The 20,685-nt window shown below is 39.2% G+C and carries 23 protein-coding genes; 22 read left to right on the forward strand and 1 reads right to left on the reverse strand.

Annotated elements, in window-relative coordinates; genetic code table 11:
• Nucleotides 1-14 precede the first annotated feature (14 nt).
• Nucleotides 15-152: a hypothetical protein gene (locus tag ABNX05_RS13750; RefSeq protein WP_349660259.1), complete on the reverse strand. Its 138-nt coding sequence runs from the start codon at nucleotides 150-152 to the stop codon at nucleotides 15-17.
• A 183-nt stretch (nucleotides 153-335) separates the two neighbouring features.
• Here ABNX05_RS13750 and rpoC point away from each other — a divergent pair, with 183 nt between their 5' ends.
• From rpoC to rpmC, 22 genes are all read left to right on the forward strand, one after another.
• Nucleotides 336-4,022, forward strand: coding sequence for a DNA-directed RNA polymerase subunit beta' (gene rpoC, locus ABNX05_RS13755; RefSeq protein WP_349660260.1), 3,687 nt, complete (start codon nucleotides 336-338; stop codon nucleotides 4,020-4,022).
• Nucleotides 4,023-4,160: 138 nt separating this feature from the next.
• Nucleotides 4,161-4,409 (forward strand): ribosomal L7Ae/L30e/S12e/Gadd45 family protein, encoded by a 249-nt coding sequence (locus tag ABNX05_RS13760; RefSeq protein WP_349660261.1) that lies wholly within the window; start codon nucleotides 4,161-4,163, stop codon nucleotides 4,407-4,409.
• A gap of 98 nt (nucleotides 4,410-4,507) precedes the next feature.
• Complete coding sequence (gene rpsL, locus ABNX05_RS13765; protein ID WP_008181595.1) at nucleotides 4,508-4,927, forward strand: 30S ribosomal protein S12; 420 nt, start codon at nucleotides 4,508-4,510, stop codon at nucleotides 4,925-4,927.
• 150 nt (nucleotides 4,928-5,077) lie between these two features.
• Nucleotides 5,078-5,548 carry a 30S ribosomal protein S7 gene (gene rpsG / locus ABNX05_RS13770; protein WP_079562374.1) on the forward strand — a complete coding sequence of 157 codons (471 nt, stop codon included), beginning with the start codon at nucleotides 5,078-5,080 and terminating at the stop codon, nucleotides 5,546-5,548.
• Nucleotides 5,549-5,593: 45 nt separating this feature from the next.
• On the forward strand, nucleotides 5,594-7,672 hold the full coding sequence (gene fusA, locus ABNX05_RS13775; protein WP_349660262.1) for an elongation factor G: 2,079 nt from the start codon (nucleotides 5,594-5,596) through the stop codon (nucleotides 7,670-7,672).
• Between the two features lie 139 nt (nucleotides 7,673-7,811).
• Nucleotides 7,812-8,999 (forward strand): elongation factor Tu, encoded by a 1,188-nt coding sequence (tuf, locus tag ABNX05_RS13780; protein WP_079562372.1) that lies wholly within the window; start codon nucleotides 7,812-7,814, stop codon nucleotides 8,997-8,999.
• A gap of 290 nt (nucleotides 9,000-9,289) precedes the next feature.
• Entirely contained in the window at nucleotides 9,290-9,463 is a 174-nt protein-coding gene (locus ABNX05_RS13785; RefSeq protein ID WP_349660263.1) for a hypothetical protein, read from the forward strand.
• Nucleotides 9,438-10,121, forward strand: coding sequence for a response regulator transcription factor (locus ABNX05_RS13790; RefSeq protein ID WP_349660283.1), 684 nt, complete (start codon nucleotides 9,438-9,440; stop codon nucleotides 10,119-10,121). Before ABNX05_RS13785 ends, ABNX05_RS13790 begins: the two co-directional genes overlap by 26 nt.
• 6 nt (nucleotides 10,122-10,127) lie before the next feature.
• Nucleotides 10,128-11,144, forward strand: a complete 1,017-nt coding sequence (locus ABNX05_RS13795; protein WP_349660264.1) for a sensor histidine kinase — start codon at nucleotides 10,128-10,130, stop codon at nucleotides 11,142-11,144.
• 96 nt (nucleotides 11,145-11,240) lie between these two features.
• Nucleotides 11,241-12,002: an ABC transporter ATP-binding protein gene (locus tag ABNX05_RS13800; protein ID WP_349660265.1), complete on the forward strand. Its 762-nt coding sequence runs from the start codon at nucleotides 11,241-11,243 to the stop codon at nucleotides 12,000-12,002.
• Nucleotides 11,992-13,959 carry an FtsX-like permease family protein gene (locus ABNX05_RS13805; protein ID WP_349660266.1) on the forward strand — a complete coding sequence of 656 codons (1,968 nt, stop codon included), beginning with the start codon at nucleotides 11,992-11,994 and terminating at the stop codon, nucleotides 13,957-13,959. The genes ABNX05_RS13800 and ABNX05_RS13805 overlap by 11 nt, the downstream gene beginning before the upstream one ends.
• Nucleotides 13,960-14,126: 167 nt before the next feature.
• Nucleotides 14,127-15,443 (forward strand): Na+/H+ antiporter family protein, encoded by a 1,317-nt coding sequence (locus ABNX05_RS13810; protein WP_349660267.1) that lies wholly within the window; start codon nucleotides 14,127-14,129, stop codon nucleotides 15,441-15,443.
• A 453-nt stretch (nucleotides 15,444-15,896) separates the two neighbouring features.
• Entirely contained in the window at nucleotides 15,897-16,205 is a 309-nt protein-coding gene (rpsJ, locus tag ABNX05_RS13815; protein ID WP_004233624.1) for a 30S ribosomal protein S10, read from the forward strand.
• A 43-nt stretch (nucleotides 16,206-16,248) separates the two neighbouring features.
• Entirely contained in the window at nucleotides 16,249-16,878 is a 630-nt protein-coding gene (rplC, locus tag ABNX05_RS13820) for a 50S ribosomal protein L3 (protein ID WP_197142515.1), read from the forward strand.
• A gap of 26 nt (nucleotides 16,879-16,904) precedes the next feature.
• Complete coding sequence (rplD, locus tag ABNX05_RS13825) at nucleotides 16,905-17,528, forward strand: 50S ribosomal protein L4 (RefSeq protein WP_197142513.1); 624 nt, start codon at nucleotides 16,905-16,907, stop codon at nucleotides 17,526-17,528.
• Nucleotides 17,528-17,812, forward strand: coding sequence for a 50S ribosomal protein L23 (gene rplW, locus ABNX05_RS13830; protein WP_004233628.1), 285 nt, complete (start codon nucleotides 17,528-17,530; stop codon nucleotides 17,810-17,812). Before rplD ends, rplW begins: the two co-directional genes overlap by 1 nt.
• 47 nt (nucleotides 17,813-17,859) lie before the next feature.
• A complete protein-coding gene (gene rplB / locus ABNX05_RS13835; protein WP_049662846.1) occupies nucleotides 17,860-18,690 on the forward strand; it encodes a 50S ribosomal protein L2 in 831 nt (276 codons plus the stop codon).
• Between the two features lie 60 nt (nucleotides 18,691-18,750).
• Nucleotides 18,751-19,029, forward strand: a complete 279-nt coding sequence (gene rpsS, locus ABNX05_RS13840) for a 30S ribosomal protein S19 (protein ID WP_049662848.1) — start codon at nucleotides 18,751-18,753, stop codon at nucleotides 19,027-19,029.
• 22 nt (nucleotides 19,030-19,051) lie between these two features.
• On the forward strand, nucleotides 19,052-19,396 hold the full coding sequence (gene rplV / locus ABNX05_RS13845) for a 50S ribosomal protein L22 (RefSeq protein ID WP_004233639.1): 345 nt from the start codon (nucleotides 19,052-19,054) through the stop codon (nucleotides 19,394-19,396).
• A gap of 3 nt (nucleotides 19,397-19,399) precedes the next feature.
• Complete coding sequence (gene rpsC / locus ABNX05_RS13850) at nucleotides 19,400-20,053, forward strand: 30S ribosomal protein S3 (protein ID WP_049662850.1); 654 nt, start codon at nucleotides 19,400-19,402, stop codon at nucleotides 20,051-20,053.
• A gap of 1 nt (nucleotide 20,054) precedes the next feature.
• The gene (gene rplP, locus ABNX05_RS13855; protein ID WP_010860599.1) at nucleotides 20,055-20,489 is read left to right on the forward strand and encodes a 50S ribosomal protein L16; all 435 of its coding nucleotides are present in this window, start codon (nucleotides 20,055-20,057) and stop codon (nucleotides 20,487-20,489) included.
• Nucleotides 20,479-20,679 carry a 50S ribosomal protein L29 gene (gene rpmC, locus ABNX05_RS13860; protein ID WP_049662852.1) on the forward strand — a complete coding sequence of 67 codons (201 nt, stop codon included), beginning with the start codon at nucleotides 20,479-20,481 and terminating at the stop codon, nucleotides 20,677-20,679. The genes rplP and rpmC overlap by 11 nt, the downstream gene beginning before the upstream one ends.
• Nucleotides 20,680-20,685 lie beyond the last annotated feature (6 nt).

Genomic DNA, 20,685 nt, shown 5'->3' on the forward strand with positions numbered 1-20,685 from the left:
ATAGGTGGGCGGGTTTAAGCTGATATCAGCGGGTGTCCAAACACCTGTAGCTGACGCTTCGCTTTCGCTACAAAAAACACTTGTAGCTGACGCTTCGCTTTCGCTACAAAAAACACTTGCTGAAAGAAGTTAAAGCCTCCGGCGGATGTCACGGAATCGGAAAGGAATGCTTTATGCAAACACAAAGCCGATTCAGGACACAATTATGCCGAGGCATAATTGATTAAATCATTCTATTTTTAATCTTTTGCTAAAGAGAAATGATTCTTGCAAACGATTATCGAGCTGCGTAAAAGAGTCTTTATAAAGACCTATACTAGAGGGAGGTAGGCTCCTTGATAGACGTTAATGAATTTGAATATATGAAAATTGGTTTAGCTTCTCCTGACAAGATTCGTTCTTGGTCATACGGTGAAGTTAAAAAACCTGAAACAATTAACTACCGTACATTAAAACCAGAAAAAGATGGTTTATTCTGTGAGCGTATTTTTGGTCCAACTAAGGACTGGGAGTGTCATTGTGGTAAATACAAACGTGTACGCTACAAAGGCGTAGTTTGTGATCGTTGTGGTGTTGAAGTAACACGCGCGAAAGTTCGTCGTGAACGTATGGGCCACATCGAATTAGCAGCACCAGTTTCACATATCTGGTACTTCAAAGGTATTCCTAGCCGTATGGGCCTTATTTTAGATATGTCCCCACGTGCACTAGAAGAAGTAATTTACTTTGCATCTTACGTTGTAATCGAACCAGGTGCTACAAACTTAGAAAGTAAGCAACTACTTTCTGAAAAAGAGTACCGTGCGTATCGTGAAAAATTCGGTAACACTTTCGAAGCATCTATGGGTGCGGAAGCAATTAAAAGATTATTAGGCAAAATTGATCTTGAAGATGAAACTCAATCTTTAAAAGAAGAGTTGAAATCAGCACAAGGTCAACGCCGTACACGTGCCATTAAACGTCTTGAAGTTGTAGAATCATTCCGTAACTCAGGTAACTCTCCTGAATGGATGATTTTAGATGTACTACCGGTTATTCCACCAGAGCTTCGTCCGATGGTGCAATTAGATGGTGGTCGTTTTGCAACTTCTGACTTAAACGATTTATATCGTCGTGTAATCAACCGTAATAACCGTTTAAAACGTTTACTAGACCTTGGTGCTCCAAGCATCATCGTACAAAACGAAAAACGTATGTTACAAGAAGCTGTTGATGCATTAATTGATAACGGTCGTCGTGGTCGTCCTGTAACAGGTCCTGGTAACCGTCCATTAAAATCACTTTCACATATGCTTAAAGGTAAACAAGGTCGTTTCCGTCAAAACTTACTTGGTAAACGTGTTGACTACTCTGGTCGTTCGGTTATCGTAGTAGGTCCAAACTTAAAAATGTACCAATGTGGTCTACCAAAAGAAATGGCAATTGAATTATTCAAGCCTTTCGTAATGAAAGAGTTAGTAGAACGTGGCCTTGCTCATAATATTAAATCTGCTAAACGTAAAATAGAGCGTTTAAACAACGATGTATGGGACGTTTTAGAAGATGTTATTCGTGAGCATCCAGTATTACTAAACCGTGCACCTACGCTTCACCGTCTTGGTATTCAAGCGTTTGAACCAACACTAGTTGAAGGTCGTGCTATTCGTCTTCACCCATTAGTATGTACAGCTTATAACGCTGACTTCGATGGTGACCAAATGGCGGTTCACGTACCATTATCAGCGGAAGCGCAAGCAGAGGCTCGTCTTCTAATGCTTGCTGCACAAAATATCCTGAACCCGAAAGACGGTAAACCAGTTGTAACACCATCTCAAGATATGGTATTAGGAAACTACTACTTAACACTTGAACGTGAAACAGCTCGCGGCGAAGGAACAATTTTCTATGGACCAAACGAAGTATTAATTGCATATGATACAGGTCATGTTCATTTGCATACTCGTATTGCGATTAAAGCAAGCTCGTTAAACAACCCAACATTTACTGAGGAACAAAATAATATGTTCCTATTAACGACTGTTGGTAAAGTAATCTTTAACGAAATCTTGCCTAAATCATTCCCATACATTAATGAGCCAACTGATTTCAACTTAGAGCAAGAAACACCAAGCAAATACTTCGTTAACTTAACAATTGATGAAGAAACGTTAAAAGAGCTTGAGGCAGATGCTTCTTATAATGGGCTTGATGAAAAAGGTAAAGTGGAAGCACAACGCACAGCTGTATTGCGCAAACACTTTGCATCAGTACCAGTTGTAAATCCATTCCGTAAAAAATTCTTAGGTAATATCATTGCTGAAGTATTTAAACGTTTCCACATTACTGAAACATCTAAAATGCTTGACCGCATGAAAAACCTAGGATTCAAATATTCAACACGCGCTGGTATTACTGTAGGTGTATCTGACATCGTCGTATTACCAGACAAAGGCGAAATTTTAGCGGTAGCTCAAGAAAAAGTAGATAAAGTTCAAGCGCAATTCCGTCGTGGTTTCATCACGGAAGATGAGCGTTATGATCGAGTTATTTCAAGCTGGAGTGCTGCGAAAGATGAAATTCAATCAAAGCTGATGAAGTCGCTTGAGAAAACAAACCCAATCTTTATGATGTCTGACTCAGGTGCCCGTGGTAACGCATCTAACTTTACACAGTTAGCAGGTATGCGTGGTCTGATGGCCAACCCGGCTGGTCGTATCATCGAACTTCCAATTAAATCTTCATTCCGTGAAGGTTTAACGGTATTAGAGTACTTCATCTCAACTCACGGTGCTCGTAAAGGTCTTGCCGATACAGCCCTAAAAACTGCCGATTCAGGTTACTTAACACGTCGTCTTGTTGACGTAGCACAAGATGTTATCGTTCGTGAGGATGACTGTGGAACTGACCGTGGTTTAACAATTGGTGCGTTAATGGAAGGTACAGAGCTAATTGAAGCGTTAGATGAGCGTATTATCGGTCGTCATACGAAGAAAACAATCCACCATCCAGAAACAGGTGAAGTAATTTTAGAAAAAGACGGTTTGATCGATCAAGATATCGCTCGTATCATTATAGAGCTAGGTATCGAAGAAGTTACAATCCGTTCTGCGTTTACATGTAATACAAAACATGGCGTATGTAAAAAATGTTACGGCATGAACTTAGCAACAGGTGAAGAGGTTGAAGTTGGAGAAGCAGTTGGTATTATTGCGGCTCAATCAATCGGTGAACCAGGTACACAGTTAACAATGCGTACATTCCATACAGGTGGGGTTGCCGGGGATGATATTACACAAGGTCTTCCACGTATCCAAGAGATTTTTGAAGCACGTAATCCTAAAGGTCAATCAGTTATTTCTGATATCGCAGGTACTGTTTCAGACATCACTGAAATCCGTGAAGGTCTAAAAGAGATTACAATTGAAGGTGAAGTAGAAACACGTAAATACGCAGCACCTTACAATGCTCGTCTGAAAGTACAAGAAGGCGACTTTGTAGAACGCGGTCAAGTATTAACAGAAGGTTCTATCGATCCAAAACAATTGTTAAAAGTTAAAGACGTTTCAACAGTTCAAGAATACCTGTTAAAAGAAGTACAAAAAGTATACCGTATGCAAGGGGTAGAAATTGGTGACAAACATATCGAGGTAATGGTTCGCCAAATGCTTCGTAAAGTACGTGTAATTGAAGCTGGAGATACTGAATTATTACCAGGTTCATTACTAGATATTCACCAATTCTCAGAGGCAAACGTAGATGCTGTTATGAATGGCAAAAACCCTGCGACTTGTCGTCCTGTGATCCTTGGTATTACAAAAGCGTCTCTTGAAACAGAATCATTCTTATCTGCTGCATCATTCCAAGAAACAACTCGTGTGTTAACTGATGCTGCTATTAAAGGTAAGCGTGATGAACTTCTTGGTCTGAAGGAAAACGTAATTATCGGTAAACTTGTTCCTGCAGGTACTGGTATGCAACGTTACCGTCAAATCCGTATTGAAAAAGATGAGCTTGAGACAGAAAACCTAATTTCTGCTGAATAATCATTAAAATAAGTGCCGAGGAGATGTATTTTCATCATCTCTTCGGACTTTTTAAAGATATGAGTTGACAGCCGAAATTGGTAATGATAATATATTGAAGGTTGATAGTTAACTGTCTGTACTTCGGAGGATATGAAAATGTCTTATGATAGAGTAAGGGATAGTCAAACAATCATAGGTACAAAGCAAACAGTAAAAGCAATGCGAGCCGGTTCAGTGAAAGAACTTTTTGTGGCACTCGATGCAGACAATTGGGTAACCGATTCGGCCATATCTTTCGCGAGAGAAATCGGTATACCAGTTACTCTTGTTGAGTCGAAAAAGGAACTGGGCAAGGCCTGTAGAATCCACGTTGGAGCTGCAGTAGTTGCGATTACTGTAGAGTAGTTTTTGTGTATTAAACACAAAGACTTTGTTTTTACCCAAAAAATGAACCACCTGGATGTGTGGTATTAAAAAGGAATAAATGAAGGGAGGAAAAACCGATGCCTACAATTAACCAATTAGTTCGTAAGCCTCGTCAATCTAAAAGCACGAAATCAAAATCACCAGCGTTAAACAAAGGATATAACTCATTTAAAAAATCTTTAACTGACGTTAAATCTCCACAAAAACGCGGAGTTTGTACTCGTGTAGGTACAATGACACCTCGTAAACCAAACTCAGCGTTACGTAAATACGCTCGTGTACGTTTAACTAACCAAATCGAGGTAACTGCTTATATCCCAGGTGAAGGCCACAACTTACAAGAGCACAGTGTTGTTCTTATCCGTGGCGGACGCGTAAAAGACTTAGCGGGTGTTCGTTACCATATCGTACGTGGTGCTCTTGATACAGCTGGTGTAAACGGTCGTTTACAATCACGTTCTAAATACGGAACAAAACGCCCTAAAGAAAAAAAATAATTTAACATTATTAAGCATTGCTTAATAATGAACTTTAAAATAGTTGTTGCAAATTTTTAATCTTGCTAGCAGATTGAAAATTTGTCAATCAACTATTACAAAGTAATTCTTATAAAATAAATCGATAACTATTCGAAAGGAGGAAAACACATGCCTCGTAAAGGTCCTGTTTCCAAACGTGACGTGTTACCAGATCCAATTTATAGTTCAAAACTAGTAACTCGTTTAATTAATAAAATGATGGTTGATGGTAAAAGAGGTACTTCTCAAAAGATTTTATACGGTGCGTTCGATATCGTTAAAGAACGTTCTGGTGAAAATCCAATTGAAGTATTCGAAGCTGCTCTTAACAACGTAATGCCAGTTCTTGAAGTTCGTGCTCGCCGTGTTGGTGGTTCTAACTATCAAGTACCAGTAGAAGTACGTCCAGAACGTCGTACAACTTTAGGTCTTCGTTACCTAGTTAACTACGCTCGTCTTCGTGGTGAAAAAACTATGGAAGAGCGTTTAGCTAACGAAATCCTTGATGCTTCTAACAACACAGGTGCATCAGTTAAAAAACGTGAAGATATGCACAAAATGGCAGAAGCGAACAAAGCATTCGCTCACTACCGTTGGTAATCAATATCTAAACCGCATACGCCCAATATGGAAGGAGAAATACCTATGAAACGCGAATTCTCCCTAGAGAATACACGTAATATTGGGATCATGGCTCACATTGATGCTGGTAAAACAACAACAACTGAGCGTATCCTTTATTACACAGGTAAGATTCACAAAATTGGTGAAACTCATGAAGGCGCTTCTCAAATGGACTGGATGGAGCAAGAGCAAGAACGTGGTATCACAATCACTTCTGCTGCAACAACAGCTCAATGGAACGGCCACCGTGTAAATATCATCGATACTCCTGGACACGTAGACTTCACTGTAGAAGTTGAACGTTCACTACGCGTACTTGATGGTGCTGTAACAGTTCTTGATGCTCAATCTGGTGTTGAACCTCAAACTGAAACAGTATGGCGTCAAGCTACAACTTACGGCGTTCCACGTATCGTGTTCATTAACAAAATGGATAAAACAGGAGCAGATTTCCTATATTCTGTAGGAACTCTACACGAACGTTTACAAGCAAACGCTCATCCTATCCAATTACCTATCGGAGCTGAAGATCAGTTCTCAGCAATCATTGACTTAGTTGAAATGAAAGCTACTTTCTACGGCGACGAAAAAGGTACAGCAGTGACTGAAGGCGAAATTCCTGAAGAGCACCGCGCACAAGCTGAAGAATACCGTGAAAAATTAATCGATGCTGTTGCAAGTGTTGATGAAGAAATCATGGAAAAATATTTAGAAGGCGAAGAAATTTCTGTTGCTGAACTTAAGGCGGCTATCCGTCGTGCTACGATTGCAGTAGAATTTTACCCAGTAATCTGTGGTACAGCATTCAAACACAAAGGCGTACGCCCAATGTTAGATGCAGTTATCGATTACTTACCATCTCCATTAGATGTACCAGCAATCAAAGGTACTGATGTTGATGGTGACGAGGAATTAGAACGTCATTCTTCAGATGAAGAGCCATTCTCAGCTCTTGCATTCAAAGTTATGACTGACCCATTCGTAGGTAAATTAACTTTCTTCCGTGTGTATTCTGGAACTTTAGAATCAGGTTCATACGTACAAAACTCTTCTAAAGGTAAACGTGAACGCGTAGGCCGTATCCTACAAATGCACGCAAACTCTCGTGAAGAGATTTCTAAAGTATTCGCTGGGGACATCGCAGCAGCTGTAGGTCTTAAAGATACTACTACTGGTGATACTCTATGTGACGAGAAAAACCTAGTTATTCTTGAATCAATGGAATTCCCTGAGCCAGTAATTTCTCTTTCTGTAGAACCAAAATCAAAAGCTGACCAAGATAAAATGGGTCAAGCTTTACAAAAACTTCAAGAAGAGGATCCAACTTTCCGTGCTCACACTGACACAGAAACTGGTCAAACAATCATCTCAGGTATGGGTGAGCTTCACCTTGATATCTTAGTTGACCGTATGCGCCGTGAATTTAAAGTAGAAGCTAACGTAGGTGCTCCAATGGTATCTTACCGTGAAACATTCCGTGGCTCTGCAAAAGTTCAAGGTAAATTCACTCGCCAATCTGGTGGTCGTGGACAATATGGTGACGTAACGATTGAGTTCTCTCCAAATGAAGAAGGTAAAGGCTTTGAATTCGAAAACGCTATCGTTGGTGGTGTAGTACCTCGTGAATACATTCCTGCAGTAGAAGCTGGTCTTCGTGACTCTCTTGACCGCGGTGTAGTAGCTGGTTACCCACTTATCGATATTAAAGCGAAATTAGTATTCGGTTCTTACCATGACGTTGACTCGAATGAGATGGCGTTCAAAATTGCTGCATCTATGGCTCTTAAAGAAGCTGCTAAACAATGTGATGCAGTTATCTTAGAACCAATGATGAAAGTAGAAGTTGTAATTCCAGAAGAATACCTTGGTGATATCATGGGTAACATTACTTCTCGTCGCGGACGCGTTGAGGGTATGGAAGCTCGCGGTAACTCACAAGTTGTTCGTGCAATGGTTCCTTTATCGGAAATGTTTGGTTATGCAACAACTCTTCGTTCAGCAACGCAAGGTCGTGGTGTATTCTCAATGACATTCGATCATTACGAAGAAGTACCAAAATCAATCGCTGCTGACATCATCAAAAAAAATAAAGGTGAATAATTGAATTTTCATCTTGCATAAAGTATAACTAATTTGTAAGCTATGATTGTGGGATGGTGGATGGGCCCGTTCACCATCAGCAATCATTCTATAAATTTTCAAAAAATATAAACATATAATTTTGAGGAGGCAATCTCTAATGGCTAAAGAAAAATTCGACCGTTCAAAAACGCATGCTAACATTGGTACAATCGGACACGTTGACCATGGTAAAACAACTTTAACTGCTGCTATCGCAACAGTTCTTTCTAAAAAAATGGGTGGGGAAGCTAAATCATACGCTGATATCGATAACGCTCCAGAAGAAAAAGAACGTGGTATCACAATCAATACTTCTCACGTAGAATATGAAACTGATACTCGTCACTATGCACACGTTGACTGCCCAGGACACGCTGACTATGTTAAAAACATGATCACTGGTGCTGCACAAATGGACGGCGGTATCTTAGTAGTATCTGCTGCTGATGGCCCAATGCCACAAACTCGTGAACACATCCTTTTATCTCGTCAAGTAGGTGTTCCATACTTAGTAGTATTCATGAACAAATGTGATATGGTTGACGACGAAGAATTATTAGAATTAGTAGAAATGGAAATCCGTGACCTACTATCTGAATATGACTTCCCAGGTGACGATCTTCCAGTAATCAAAGGTTCTGCTCTTAAAGCTCTTGAAGGCGAAGCAGAATGGGAAGAAAAAATCGTTGAATTAATGGACGCTGTAGATTCTTATATCCCAACTCCAGAACGTCAAACTGACAAACCATTCATGATGCCAGTAGAGGACGTATTCTCTATCACTGGTCGTGGTACAGTTGCAACTGGCCGTGTTGAACGTGGTCAAGTTAAAGTTGGTGACGTAGTTGAAATCGTAGGTATTACTGAAGAAGCAAAATCTACAACTGTAACTGGTGTAGAAATGTTCCGTAAATTATTAGACTATGCTGAAGCTGGTGACAACATCGGTGCTTTACTTCGTGGTGTAGCTCGTGAAGATATCCAACGTGGTCAAGTATTATCTAAACCAGGTTCAATCACTCCACACACAAGCTTCAAAGCTGAAGTTTATGTTTTATCAAAAGAAGAGGGTGGACGTCATACTCCATTCTTCACTAACTACCGTCCTCAGTTCTACTTCCGTACAACTGACGTAACAGGTATCTGTAACTTACCAGAAGGCGTTGAAATGGTAATGCCTGGTGATAACATCGAAATGACAGTAGAACTTATCGCTCCAATCGCTCTAGAAGAAGGTACTAAATTCTCTATCCGTGAGGGTGGCCGTACTGTAGGCGCTGGCGTAGTTGCTTCTATCCAAAAATAATTTAAGCATTTAGCTTATTTTCAAAACCAATCTGTAGGGACGCTTACAGATTGGTTTTTTATGTTAAAATAAGTTAAAAACATTTGATAATTTTATTTGAATTAGATTATTTTATGTATACATACTAGGTGAAATACCAAAAAGCAGAAATAACTCAACTCGCTAAAAGTAAGAATAAAATTTCTTTTATACGAAGTAGCCGGAAATGATAGCTAGTGCCATAGATCAAAATCCCCTTTTGTTTCTATAATTTTTTAATAGGTCCTCTCCAAAAGATTGGTGGATAATATTTGTTAGAACGTATGTTAAGTACGCTGATTGGAGTGGAGACTGGACGCCCTCAGGAAAGCGCCCTGTCGGAGCAGAAATTAACCCAACGTTATGGTGTGAAGATATTTAATACATATAATTTCATGGAAGGAGAGTTTGTAAGTGGAGATGAAAATATTGTTGATAGAAGATGATCCATCCATTTTTGAAATGATTCAGACACGTTTTGCACAGTGGTCGCTTCAAGTTGTAGGTGCTAAAGACTTTCAAAAAGTAATGGATGATTTTATTGAAGAAAAACCACAGCTTGTATTGATAGACATTCAGCTACCTTCCTATGATGGCTTTCATTGGTGTCGTGAAATACGTCATATCTCAAAGGTGCCAATTCTCTTTCTATCTTCACGAGACCATCCAATGGATATGGTTATGGCAATGCAAATGGGTGCAGATGACTTTGTACAAAAGCCGTTCCATATGGAGGTATTACTTGCAAAGGTACAAGCCGTTTTACGTCGTACATATGATTATATAGAAGAATCAATGGATGTCACACGGTTTAATGGTGCAGTTATTGACTATGCGCGCAGTGAAATTATGTATGAGGGTAATCTCTCTTCATTAACTAAAAATGAGCTCTTTATTTTACGTATTTTAGTGGAGAAGGCCGATCAAATTGTTTCTAGAGATGATTTAATGAGAAAGTTATGGGACGATGAACGCTTTGTCAATGATAATACATTATCGGTAAATGTTAATCGGTTACGTACTAAGCTTGAGGAAATAGGTTTACAAGAAGTGATTTTAACTAAAAAGGGACTTGGTTATATGGCTTTAACACAAGGGACGTGATGGACAATGCTCATTTTATTTTTAAGAGAACGCCTTGCATGGATAGGCTTTTTTGTTTTTATCATCGTTATGATCAATGTTTTATTTTCTTTAGACGTTGGATTAGTGGGGATTTCAATTTTATATATTAATATTAGCATGCTTATTAGCTTTATGACCTTTCTTTTTTGGCGATACGTAGTAGAAGTTGGGCGGCTAAAAAATTTCCTAGGAAATGTTGAAAACCAATTTGATGACGTGCATAGCAAAAATTTAGTGTTATCGCCTTTTCAAATGGCATACTTTACGAAAATTGAAGAAGTTCTCTACGGCAAGAATACAGAGTTAAATCAAGCAAAGGTACAGCTGCAGGAATATTCGGATGAACTTCTAGCATGGGTTCATGAAGTAAAGGCACCTTTAACTGCGGTTAATTTAATGCTGGATCGTGTAGAAGATTTGACATTACGTCGTAGATTAGAGACAGAATGGCTAAGATTGCATTTATTGGTCGATCAGCAGCTACATCAAACACGGTTAGCTTCAATTGAAAAAGATAATTATATGATGGAGATTGAGCTAAGAACGGTTGTCTATAAAGAAATAAGAGCTATGCAGGCATGGTGTATTGAAAAAGGTATCGGTTTTGATGTGGAGGAATTAACAGATACAGTGACGACGGATGCTAAATGGCTAGCCTTTATCATCCGACAAATATTATCCAATGCGATTAAATATAGTCCTGCAAATTCAGAGGTAATAATATTTACAGAAGTAGATGCTACTGGAGCAACACTATTACATATAAAAGATGCAGGTATTGGTATCCGTAAGGCGGATCTACCACGAATTTTTTATAAGTCGTATACAGGAACAGCCGGAAGAGAGTCTGCGCAATCGACAGGTATGGGTCTATACTTAGCACATAATGTGGCGCAGAAAATTGGCGTCCGTATTACTGTCCAATCTAGTGTAGGTGAAGGCTCGATATTTACATTACGTTTTCCATTACAAAATGAATATGTCAAACTAACAGGTAGATGACGAAATTGTCACCTACCTTTTTATATTGTCATGTAAAACACACGAATTGCCGACGTAGACAGGTTACACTTGGACTATAGAAAGGGGCGTTTACAAGTGGCGGTTTTAATTGGTCGTAAAGTAAAAAAAGTATATGGTAAAAAATCAACAGCCCAAGAGGTGTTAAAGGGTATTGATGTAGAAGTGAATCAAGGTGAATTTGTTGGCATTATGGGACCTTCAGGCTCTGGGAAGACAACACTTTTAAATGTTTTGTGTTCAATTGACTTTGCAACAGAAGGTGTTATTGAAATAAATGGTCAAAACTTACGTGGTATGAAGGAGAAGGCGTTAGCTAATTTCCGTCGTGAACAATTGGGGTTCATATTCCAAGATTATAATTTATTAGATACACTAACGGTGAAAGAAAATATTCTACTACCATTAGCTATTAGCAGACTACCAAAGGCTGTTGCAGAGAGTCGTGTAAAGGAGCTTACGCACTTATTAGGTATTGCTGAGATTTTAAATAAATATCCAAATGAAATATCAGGTGGTCAAAAGCAACGTACATCAGCGGCTCGGGCACTAATCACAAATCCTTCGCTTGTATTTGCTGATGAACCTACAGGCGCACTTGACTCAAAATCAGCTACTGCACTTTTAAAAAATCTACAAAGTATTAATGAGTCAAAAAAAGCAACGATTATGATGGTTACGCATGATGCGGTAGCAGCGAGTTTTTGTACACGTGTTTTATTTTTAAAGGACGGACTCATTTATAGTGAGCTATATAAAGGAGATAAAACGAGACAGGCTTTTTTCCAAGAAATCATGCATACGCAAAGTGTGCTAGGCGGTGACGGCTATGAGTCTTAGTAAACTCGTATTGCGCAGTATGAAGAAAAATATGAAGCATTATTATTTATATTTTTTCGCACTTATTTTTAGTGTTACTTTATATTTTTCTTTTGTGACATTGCAAAATAATGCTGAAGTGCTCGATACAGTAGAGAAGAGCGGTACGGCCACAGCGGGTTTTAAAGCAGCAACCTATATGTTGTACTTTATTGTCTTATTTTTCGTCCTATATGCCAACCATCTATTTATGAAGCGTCGTAGTAAGGAGATAGGTTTGTATCAGCTAATAGGGATGACAAAGGGGCTTATCGTACGTTTATTAGCGGTAGAAAGTATCTTCTTATTTGTAGGCGCGGTCGTTTTAGGTATACTTGCAGGGTTCTTTAGTTCACGCTTATTCGCAATGATTTTACTGCACGTACTTGAAAAAGAGACACTTGTGACAATGACGTTTAGTACTGAGGCACTACAACAATCTATCGTAGTATTTGCCATTCTACTAGCCATTGTACTTGTGCAAATGGCTTTGATGATTTACCGTATATCATTACTATCACTATTTAGCGCTTCAAAGCAAGCTGATGAGCGCGTAAAACGTTTCAGCCCATTACAAATGGTTATTGGTTTTTTAGGGCTTGTACTAATTGCATATGGCTACTATGCATCAACTAAGCTTTTCGATATTAACACTACTGGTGATTTAGCTCTTAATATGACTATTATTTTAGCAACTACTATTGGCGGAACATTCCTTGTTTTCCGTTTCTCTGTAGCATTTATTATGAATTCAATTCGTCTTAAGAAAAATGGACATTTAACTGCTCGTGATGTCTTAGCGTTAACACCGATTATGCATCGTATGAAGAGTAATGCGAAATCCTTAACGCTTATTACGGTTTTAACGGGTGTTTCGCTTGGCGTTACAACTTTAGCTTATATATCGTATTATTCATCAGAAGCGTCGGCGTATAGCCGAGTACCTGGTGATTATGTTTTACTTGAAGATAGGGGCCAGGAATTTTTAAAGAAGCTAGAGGACAATAATATTGCTTTTGATAAAATAGATTACCGATTACAGAGCGTTTCAGCTTCCTTTTCACAGCTATTATCGAAAGAACAGCAAAATAAAGATAATCCCCTTGATGGTGTAGAAGGACTCATTTATACAATTCCACTTTCTGATTATCAACAAATAGTTCATGAAGCTACCGTTTCGGATAATGATGTCATATTAACAAACTACGGTGGTTATATGGCAGAGATGTTTCCACTTGAAAAGGATCGTGATGTAGTTGTCACTCCTGGAGGTCCAGAGGGAACAAAGGAAGAAACGCTTCATGTCAAAGATGTTCAACATGAAAGTATTATAAGTGGTACTGTGACATCAGGGCCTGGGGGGCCAATTTTCGTAGTTTCGGATGCATTGTTTGAAAAACTAGCTACGTATTCAAGCGCTTCTGAGTGGCACAAACAAACTTCTATTAAGATAAAGAATAAAAGTGATTTAGCTCAAGCAGAGAAATTATATATACAATTAAATAAAGAAAATTACTCAAATGATATACAATCCTTTGAAGAAGCACGTAAGGGGAATATTGAAACATTAGGAATTACGATATTTACCGCAGCATTTTTAGGGTTAGCATTTTTAGTGACAACGGGTAGTATTTTATACTTTAAGCAAATGTCTGAGGCTGAAGAGGAGCGAGGCTCTTATACGATATTAAGAAAGATTGGCTTCGCTGAAAAAGATATTATGAAAGGTATATATGTGAAACAAGCCTTTAATTTTGGTGTTCCATTAATAATTGGGCTACTCCATAGTTACTTTGCTGTTAAGTCGGGATGGTTTTTATTCGGCTCAGAGTTAACCACACCATTATGGATTGCTATGAGCTGCTATATAGCGTTATATGCTATCTTCGCTGTACTTTCTGTTGGCTATTATAAAAAAGTCATTCGTGAATCGTTATAAATAGGAAGAAATCTTAAAACAGTATGATTAGTTAAGGTCATACTGTTTTTTTTTGTTGTTTAAATTTAGGGAATTTTTCCAGGGGGTAAAAACATCTTGACTTTCAAGTATTAGACGATTAAAGTTTAGTGTATTAGTAATCTAGTGTATGAAAGTGAAGTGTTGAAATGAACGCAGTAATTGTGGCAGTGGCCGTCATGTTAATATTAAGCTTGCTCCGTATCAATGTTGTTCTTTCTCTTGTATTAGGCGCCTTCGCAGGAGGTCTAACAAGCGGAATGGGTATTGAAGCAACTGTAAAATCATTTACAGAAGGATTAGGAGCAGGCGCAACGATTGCTTTAAGTTATGGGTTACTTGGTGGTTTCGCTATTGCCATTTCAAAAACGGGAATTCCTGAATTAATGATTGCAGGGATTTTAAAAATATTAAATAAAAACGGTACAAGTAATCGAAAAGGATTAGTGAAGGTTTTAATTTTCCTACTGATCTTTATGATGTCTATTTTCTCACAAAACTTAATTCCAATTCATATAGCCTTTATCCCATTATTGATACCTCCGATTTTAAAGGTTTTAAATATGCTAGAGGTTGACCGACGAATAATCGCTACATTAATTGCTGTTGGTTTAATAGGGACGTATAGTTTCGTACCTGCAGGCTTCGGAGCTATTTTCCAAGATATCGTTTCTACTCAAGTAACCGAGGCAGGTATGGAAGCAACTTCGCGTGATGTACCGGTAGCGATGGCTATACCCGTTCTAGGGATGTTAATTGGATTATTTGTAGCCTTTTTCGTATATCGAAAACCTCGACAATATCAAAATAAAGATGTTGAGACAGAGTCTTTAAATGTTCATGTCAGTAAGTTCGTTATTTTTTCTACGACTGTAGCTTTAATTGTCTCTCTATGTGCACAAATTTATACTGACTCGATGATTGTAGGCGCCTTTGCAGGAATTATGATGATGTATTTTACTGGTGCACTAAAATGGAAAGAGGCAGATGAGATTCTTTCTGACGGAATGAAGATGATGGCCTTCATCGGTTTTGTGATGATCGCTGCAAATGGTTTTGCATCTGTTATTAACGCCACGGGTCATGTGGATAGCTTAATCTCAAACTCACTAACAATTCTTCAAGGAAATAAGAGTCTAGCTATTTTGATTATGTTGGTCATTGGTTTAATAGTGACGATGGGGATTGGTTCATCCTTCGCGACAGTACCTATCATTGCAACTTTATTTGTTCCTCTTGCACAAGGGTTAGGAATGAGTCCTTTGGCTATTATATGCCTAATAGGTACAGCAGGTGCTTTAGGTGATGCAGGTTCTCCTGCTTCGGATTCTACTCTTGGACCAACTGCAGGCTTAAATGTAGATGGACAGCATAATCACATTTGGGATACATGTGTGCCAACGTTTATCTTTATTAACATCCCTCTCATTATATTTGGCTGGGTTGCATGTGTGTTTTTCTTATAAGTAATAGAAAGAGCAGTTTCTAACTATTAGAAGCTGCTTTTTTATTATCTTTAAGAAATTATAGAACGTTAATGGCAACATAACTAAGTGCATCATCTACAAATTGAGCTCACTAGTGCTTTAGCGAACGCGTTCTTGTAGTCAGTTATTGTTTGAAATATTCGAAAACGTTGATATAACAACCTTATGTGTTGCAAAGTGCATGGGAATTTTATATACTAGTAAACGGTTCAGAGGAACGAAAAATATTAGTAGTAAGAATATCAGCAACATTTAAAAGAATTTAGCGAAAAGACTTGCTTATTCTTTTTTTATTGGGTATAATGTTGAATGTTGGTCTTTGACTGCGATGAAACGAGAGGTTGCCGACACACCCGGCCGCTTTGCCATGGCGGTGTGACGGAAAATTTTCGTGGAGAATGTCTAGAAAATAGGCGAGAAGGAGGGAAAATAATGGCAAAACAAAAGATTCGTATTCGTTTAAAAGCGTATGATCACCGTATTTTAGATCAGTCTGCTGAGAAAATTGTGGAAACTGCAAAACGTTCAGGTGCAAGTGTATCAGGTCCGATTCCACTTCCAACTGAGAAGTCTGTGTACACGATTCTTCGTGCCGTTCACAAGTACAAAGATTCTCGTGAACAATTCGAAATGCGTACGCATAAACGTCTGATCGATATCGTTAACCCAACACCACAAACTGTTGACGCGTTAATGAAACTTGATTTACCATCTGGCGTTGATATCGAAATCAAACTTTAATGGTAAAAATATAACTATTTAAAACTTACAGGAGGTGTGACAAATGGCTAAAGGAATCTTAGGTAGAAAAATTGGTATGACACAAGTTTTTGCTGAAAACGGCGACTTAATCCCGGTAACAGTTATCGAAGCTACTCCAAACGTGGTTCTTCAAAAGAAAACTGCTGATACAGATGGCTACGAAGCTATCCAAGTTGGTTTCGAAGACAAGCGCGTTAAGCTTTCTAACAAACCAGAACAAGGTCACGTAGCAAAAGCGAACACTGCTCCTAAGCGCTTCATTCGTGAATTCCGCAACGTGAACGTTGAAGAATACGAAGTTGGTCAAGAAGTCAAAGTAGAAATTTTCGCAGAAGGCGATGTAATTGATGTAACAGGTGTTACTAAAGGTAAAGGTTTCCAAGGTGTAATTAAACGCCACGGTCAATCTCGTGGTCCTATGGCCCACGGTTCTCGTTACCACCGTCGTCCTGGTTCAATGGGTCCAGTTGCTCCGAACCGCGTATTCAAACAAAAGAAATTACCTGGTCAAATGGGTGGCACAGTAGTTACAATCCAAAACTTAGAAATCGTGAAAGTTGATGCGGAACGTAACTTACTACTTGTTAAAGGTAATGTTCCTGGTTCTAAAAAAGCTCTAGTTACAGTTAAAACTGCAATTAAAGCTAAGTAATCACCTAAGGAAAGGAGGAAACAGGAATGACAAAAGTATCTGTACTTAGTCAAACAGGTGCTTCAGTTGGTGAAATCGAATTAAACGATGCGATCTTCGGAATCGAGCCAAATGAAGCAGTATTATTCGACGCTGTAGTTGCACAACGTGCTTCTCTACGTCAAGGTAATCACAAGGTTAAAAACCGTTCTGAAGTTGCTGGTGGTGGTCGTAAACCATGGCGTCAAAAAGGAACTGGTCGTGCTCGTCAAGGTTCTATCCGTTCTCCACAATGGCGCGGTGGTGGTATCGTATTCGGTCCAACTCCACGTAGCTATTCTTACAAATTACCGAAAAAAGTTCGTCGCTTAGCTCTTAAATCTGCTTTATCAGCTAAAGTAGTAGAACAGAACTTCTTAGTTCTTGATGCTCTTTCACTAGCAGCACCAAAAACAAAAGAATTCACAAAAATCCTTAAAGATCTTTCTTTAGAGAAAAAATCTTTATTCGTAACTGCTGACCTAGATGAAAACGTAGCATTATCTGCTCGTAACATCCCTGGTGTAACAGTTTTAACTGCAAACGGAATCAACGTTCTTGATCTATTAGGTCACGAAAAAGTTGTGTTCACTAAGTCTGCAGTAGAAAAAGTTGAGGAGGTGCTTGGATAATGGAAGCACGTGATATTTTAAAACGTCCGGTCATTACTGAGCGTTCTTCAGAACTTATGGCAGAGAAAAAGTATACTTTCGAAGTAGACACTCGCGCTAACAAAACTCAAGTAAAAGACGCTGTAGAAGAAATCTTTGGTGTAAAAGTTGAGAAAGTAAACGTTCTTAACTACAAAGGTAAATTCAAACGCGTTGGCCGTTACGGTGGTTACACTAACAAACGTCGTAAAGCGATTGTTAAATTAACTGCTGATAGCAAAGAAATCGAATTATTCGAAATGTAATCCTTTATGGATTTATGATTTGAACAATCAAGAAGGAGGGAAACACAATGGCGATTAAAAAGTATAAACCTACCTCTAATGGTCGTCGTAATATGACGTCTTTAGACTTTGCGGAAATTACAACTAACAAGCCTGAGAAATCATTGCTTGAACCAACTAAACGCAAAGCTGGTCGTAACAACCAAGGTAAAATCACTGTTCGTCATCATGGCGGTGGACATAAGAAGCAATACCGTGTTATCGATTTCAAACGTGTAAAAGATGGCATTCCGGCTAAAGTTGCTACTATCGAGTATGATCCAAACCGTTCTGCGAATATCGCATTAATCAACTACGCTGATGGAGCAAAAGCTTACATCTTAGCACCTAAAGGTCTAGAGGTTGGTCAAACAATCGTATCTGGTCCAGATGCTGATATTAAAGTAGGTAACACATTACCATTAGCAAACATTCCTATGGGTACAACAATCCATAACATCGAGTTAAAACCTGGTAAAGGTGGACAATTAGTACGTTCTGCTGGTACTTCTGCACAAGTACTTGGTCGTGAAGACAAATACGTAATCGTTCGTCTACAATCTGGTGAAGTACGTTTAGTGTTAGCTACTTGCCGCGCTACAATCGGTCAAGTTGGTAACGAACAACACGAACTAGTACACATCGGTAAAGCAGGTCGTAGCCGTTGGTTAGGTAAACGCCCAACAGTTCGTGGTTCTGTAATGAACCCTAACGATCACCCACACGGCGGTGGTGAAGGACGTTCTCCAATCGGACGTAAATCACCAATGACTCCTTGGGGTAAACCAGCACTTGGTTACAAAACTCGCAAGAAGAAAAACAAATCGGATAAATTCATCATCCGTAGTCGTAAAAAATAATGTGGTTAAACTACGGTTCTATGTGAGAGCCGTGGTGGAATCACGGAGGGAGGTTCCTACATGGGTCGCAGCTTGAAAAAAGGACCTTTTGTTGATGACCACTTAATGAAAAAAGTGGAAGCGCAAGAGGCTTCTGAGAAAAAACAAGTTATCAAAACTTGGTCTCGCCGTTCTACAATTTTCCCGACTTTCATCGGTTTAACGATTGCTGTTTATGATGGACGTAAACACGTTCCTGTATACGTAACAGAAGATATGGTAGGCCACAAACTTGGTGAATTCGCACCAACACGTGCTTACAAAGGTCACGGTGCAGACGACAAGAAAACAAGACGCTAATTTTGAGAGGAGGTAAATCCTAATGACACAAGCTAAAGCTATCGCTCGTACTGTTCGCATTGCTCCTCGTAAAGTCCGTCTAGTTGTAGACTTAATCCGAGGCAAGCAAGTTGGTGAGGCAGTTGCAATTTTACGTCATACTCCAAAAGCGGCGTCTCCAGTCGTTGAAAAAGTATTAAAATCTGCAGTTGCTAACGCTGAGCATAACTACGATCTTGACATCAACTCTTTAGTAGTTTCTGAAGTATTCGTTGATGAAGGTCCAACATTAAAACGTTTCCGTCCACGTGCACAAGGACGTGCAAGCGCAATTAACAAACGCACAAGCCACATTACTCTAGTGGTATCTGAGAAGAAGGAGGGTTAATCCGTGGGTCAAAAAGTACATCCAATAGGACTGCGCGTTGGTATTATTCGTGACTGGGAGTCAAAATGGTACGCTGAAAAAGACTATGCAACTCTACTTCATGAAGACATCAAAGTGCGTAAATATATTGAAACGGCTCTTAAAGACGCTTCTGTTTCTAAAGTAGAAATCGAACGCGCTGCAAACCGTGTAAACATTACAATTCACACTGCGAAACCAGGTATGGTAATCGGTAAAGGTGGTTCTGAAGTTGAGAATCTTCGTAAATACCTTAGCGATTTAACTGGTAAACGTGTACACATCAACATTATCGAAATCAAACGTGCTGATCTTGACGCTCGTCTAGTAGCTGAAAACATCGCTCGTCAATTAGAAAACCGTGTATCATTCCGTCGTGCGCAAAAGCAAGCGATCCAACGCACAATCCGCGCTGGTGCAAAAGGAATTAAAACACAAGTATCTGGTCGTTTAGGTGGCGCTGATATCGCGCGTGCTGAACACTATAGTGAAGGAACTGTTCCACTTCATACTCTACGTGCTGACATCGACTATGCACACGCAGAAGCTGACACTACTTACGGTAAATTAGGCGTTAAAGTATGGATCTACCGTGGTGAAGTTCTTCCTACGAAGAAATCTGTGGAAGGAGGCAAATAATATGTTATTGCCTAAACGCGTAAAATACCGTCGTGAACACCGCGGAAACATGCGTGGCGAAGCGAAAGGCGGTAAAGAAGTATCTTTCGGCGAATGGGGCTTACAAGCTCAAACAGCTAGCTGGATTACTAACCGTCAAATCGAATCTGCACGTATCGCGATGACTCGTTACATGAAACGTGGCGGTAAAGTTTGGATTAAAATCTTCCCACACAAACCTTACACTAAAAAACCTCTAGAAGTCCGCATGGGTTCTGGTAAAGGTTCTCCTGAAGGTTGGGTTGCAGTAGTAAAACCAGGAAAAGTAATGTTCGAAATCGCTGGTGTATCTGAAGAGATCGCACGTGAAGCACTTCGTTTAGCATCACATAAGCTTCCTGTTAAATGTAAGATCGTAAAACGTCAAGAAACTGGTGGTGAATCTAATGAAAGCTAATGAAATCCGTGACCTTGCCACTTCTGAATTAGAATTAAAAGTGAAATCACTGAAAGAAGAGCTTTTCAACCTTCGCTTCCAATTGGCGACTGGTCAATTAGAAAACACAGCTCGTATTCGTGAAGTGCGTAAAGCAATCGCGCGTATGAAAACTGTTATTCGTGAAAGAGAAATCAGTGCAAATAACTGATAAAGG

This window comes from Lysinibacillus zambalensis, assembly GCF_040183165.1.
GTDB lineage: Bacteria > Bacillota > Bacilli > Bacillales_A > Planococcaceae > Lysinibacillus > Lysinibacillus zambalensis.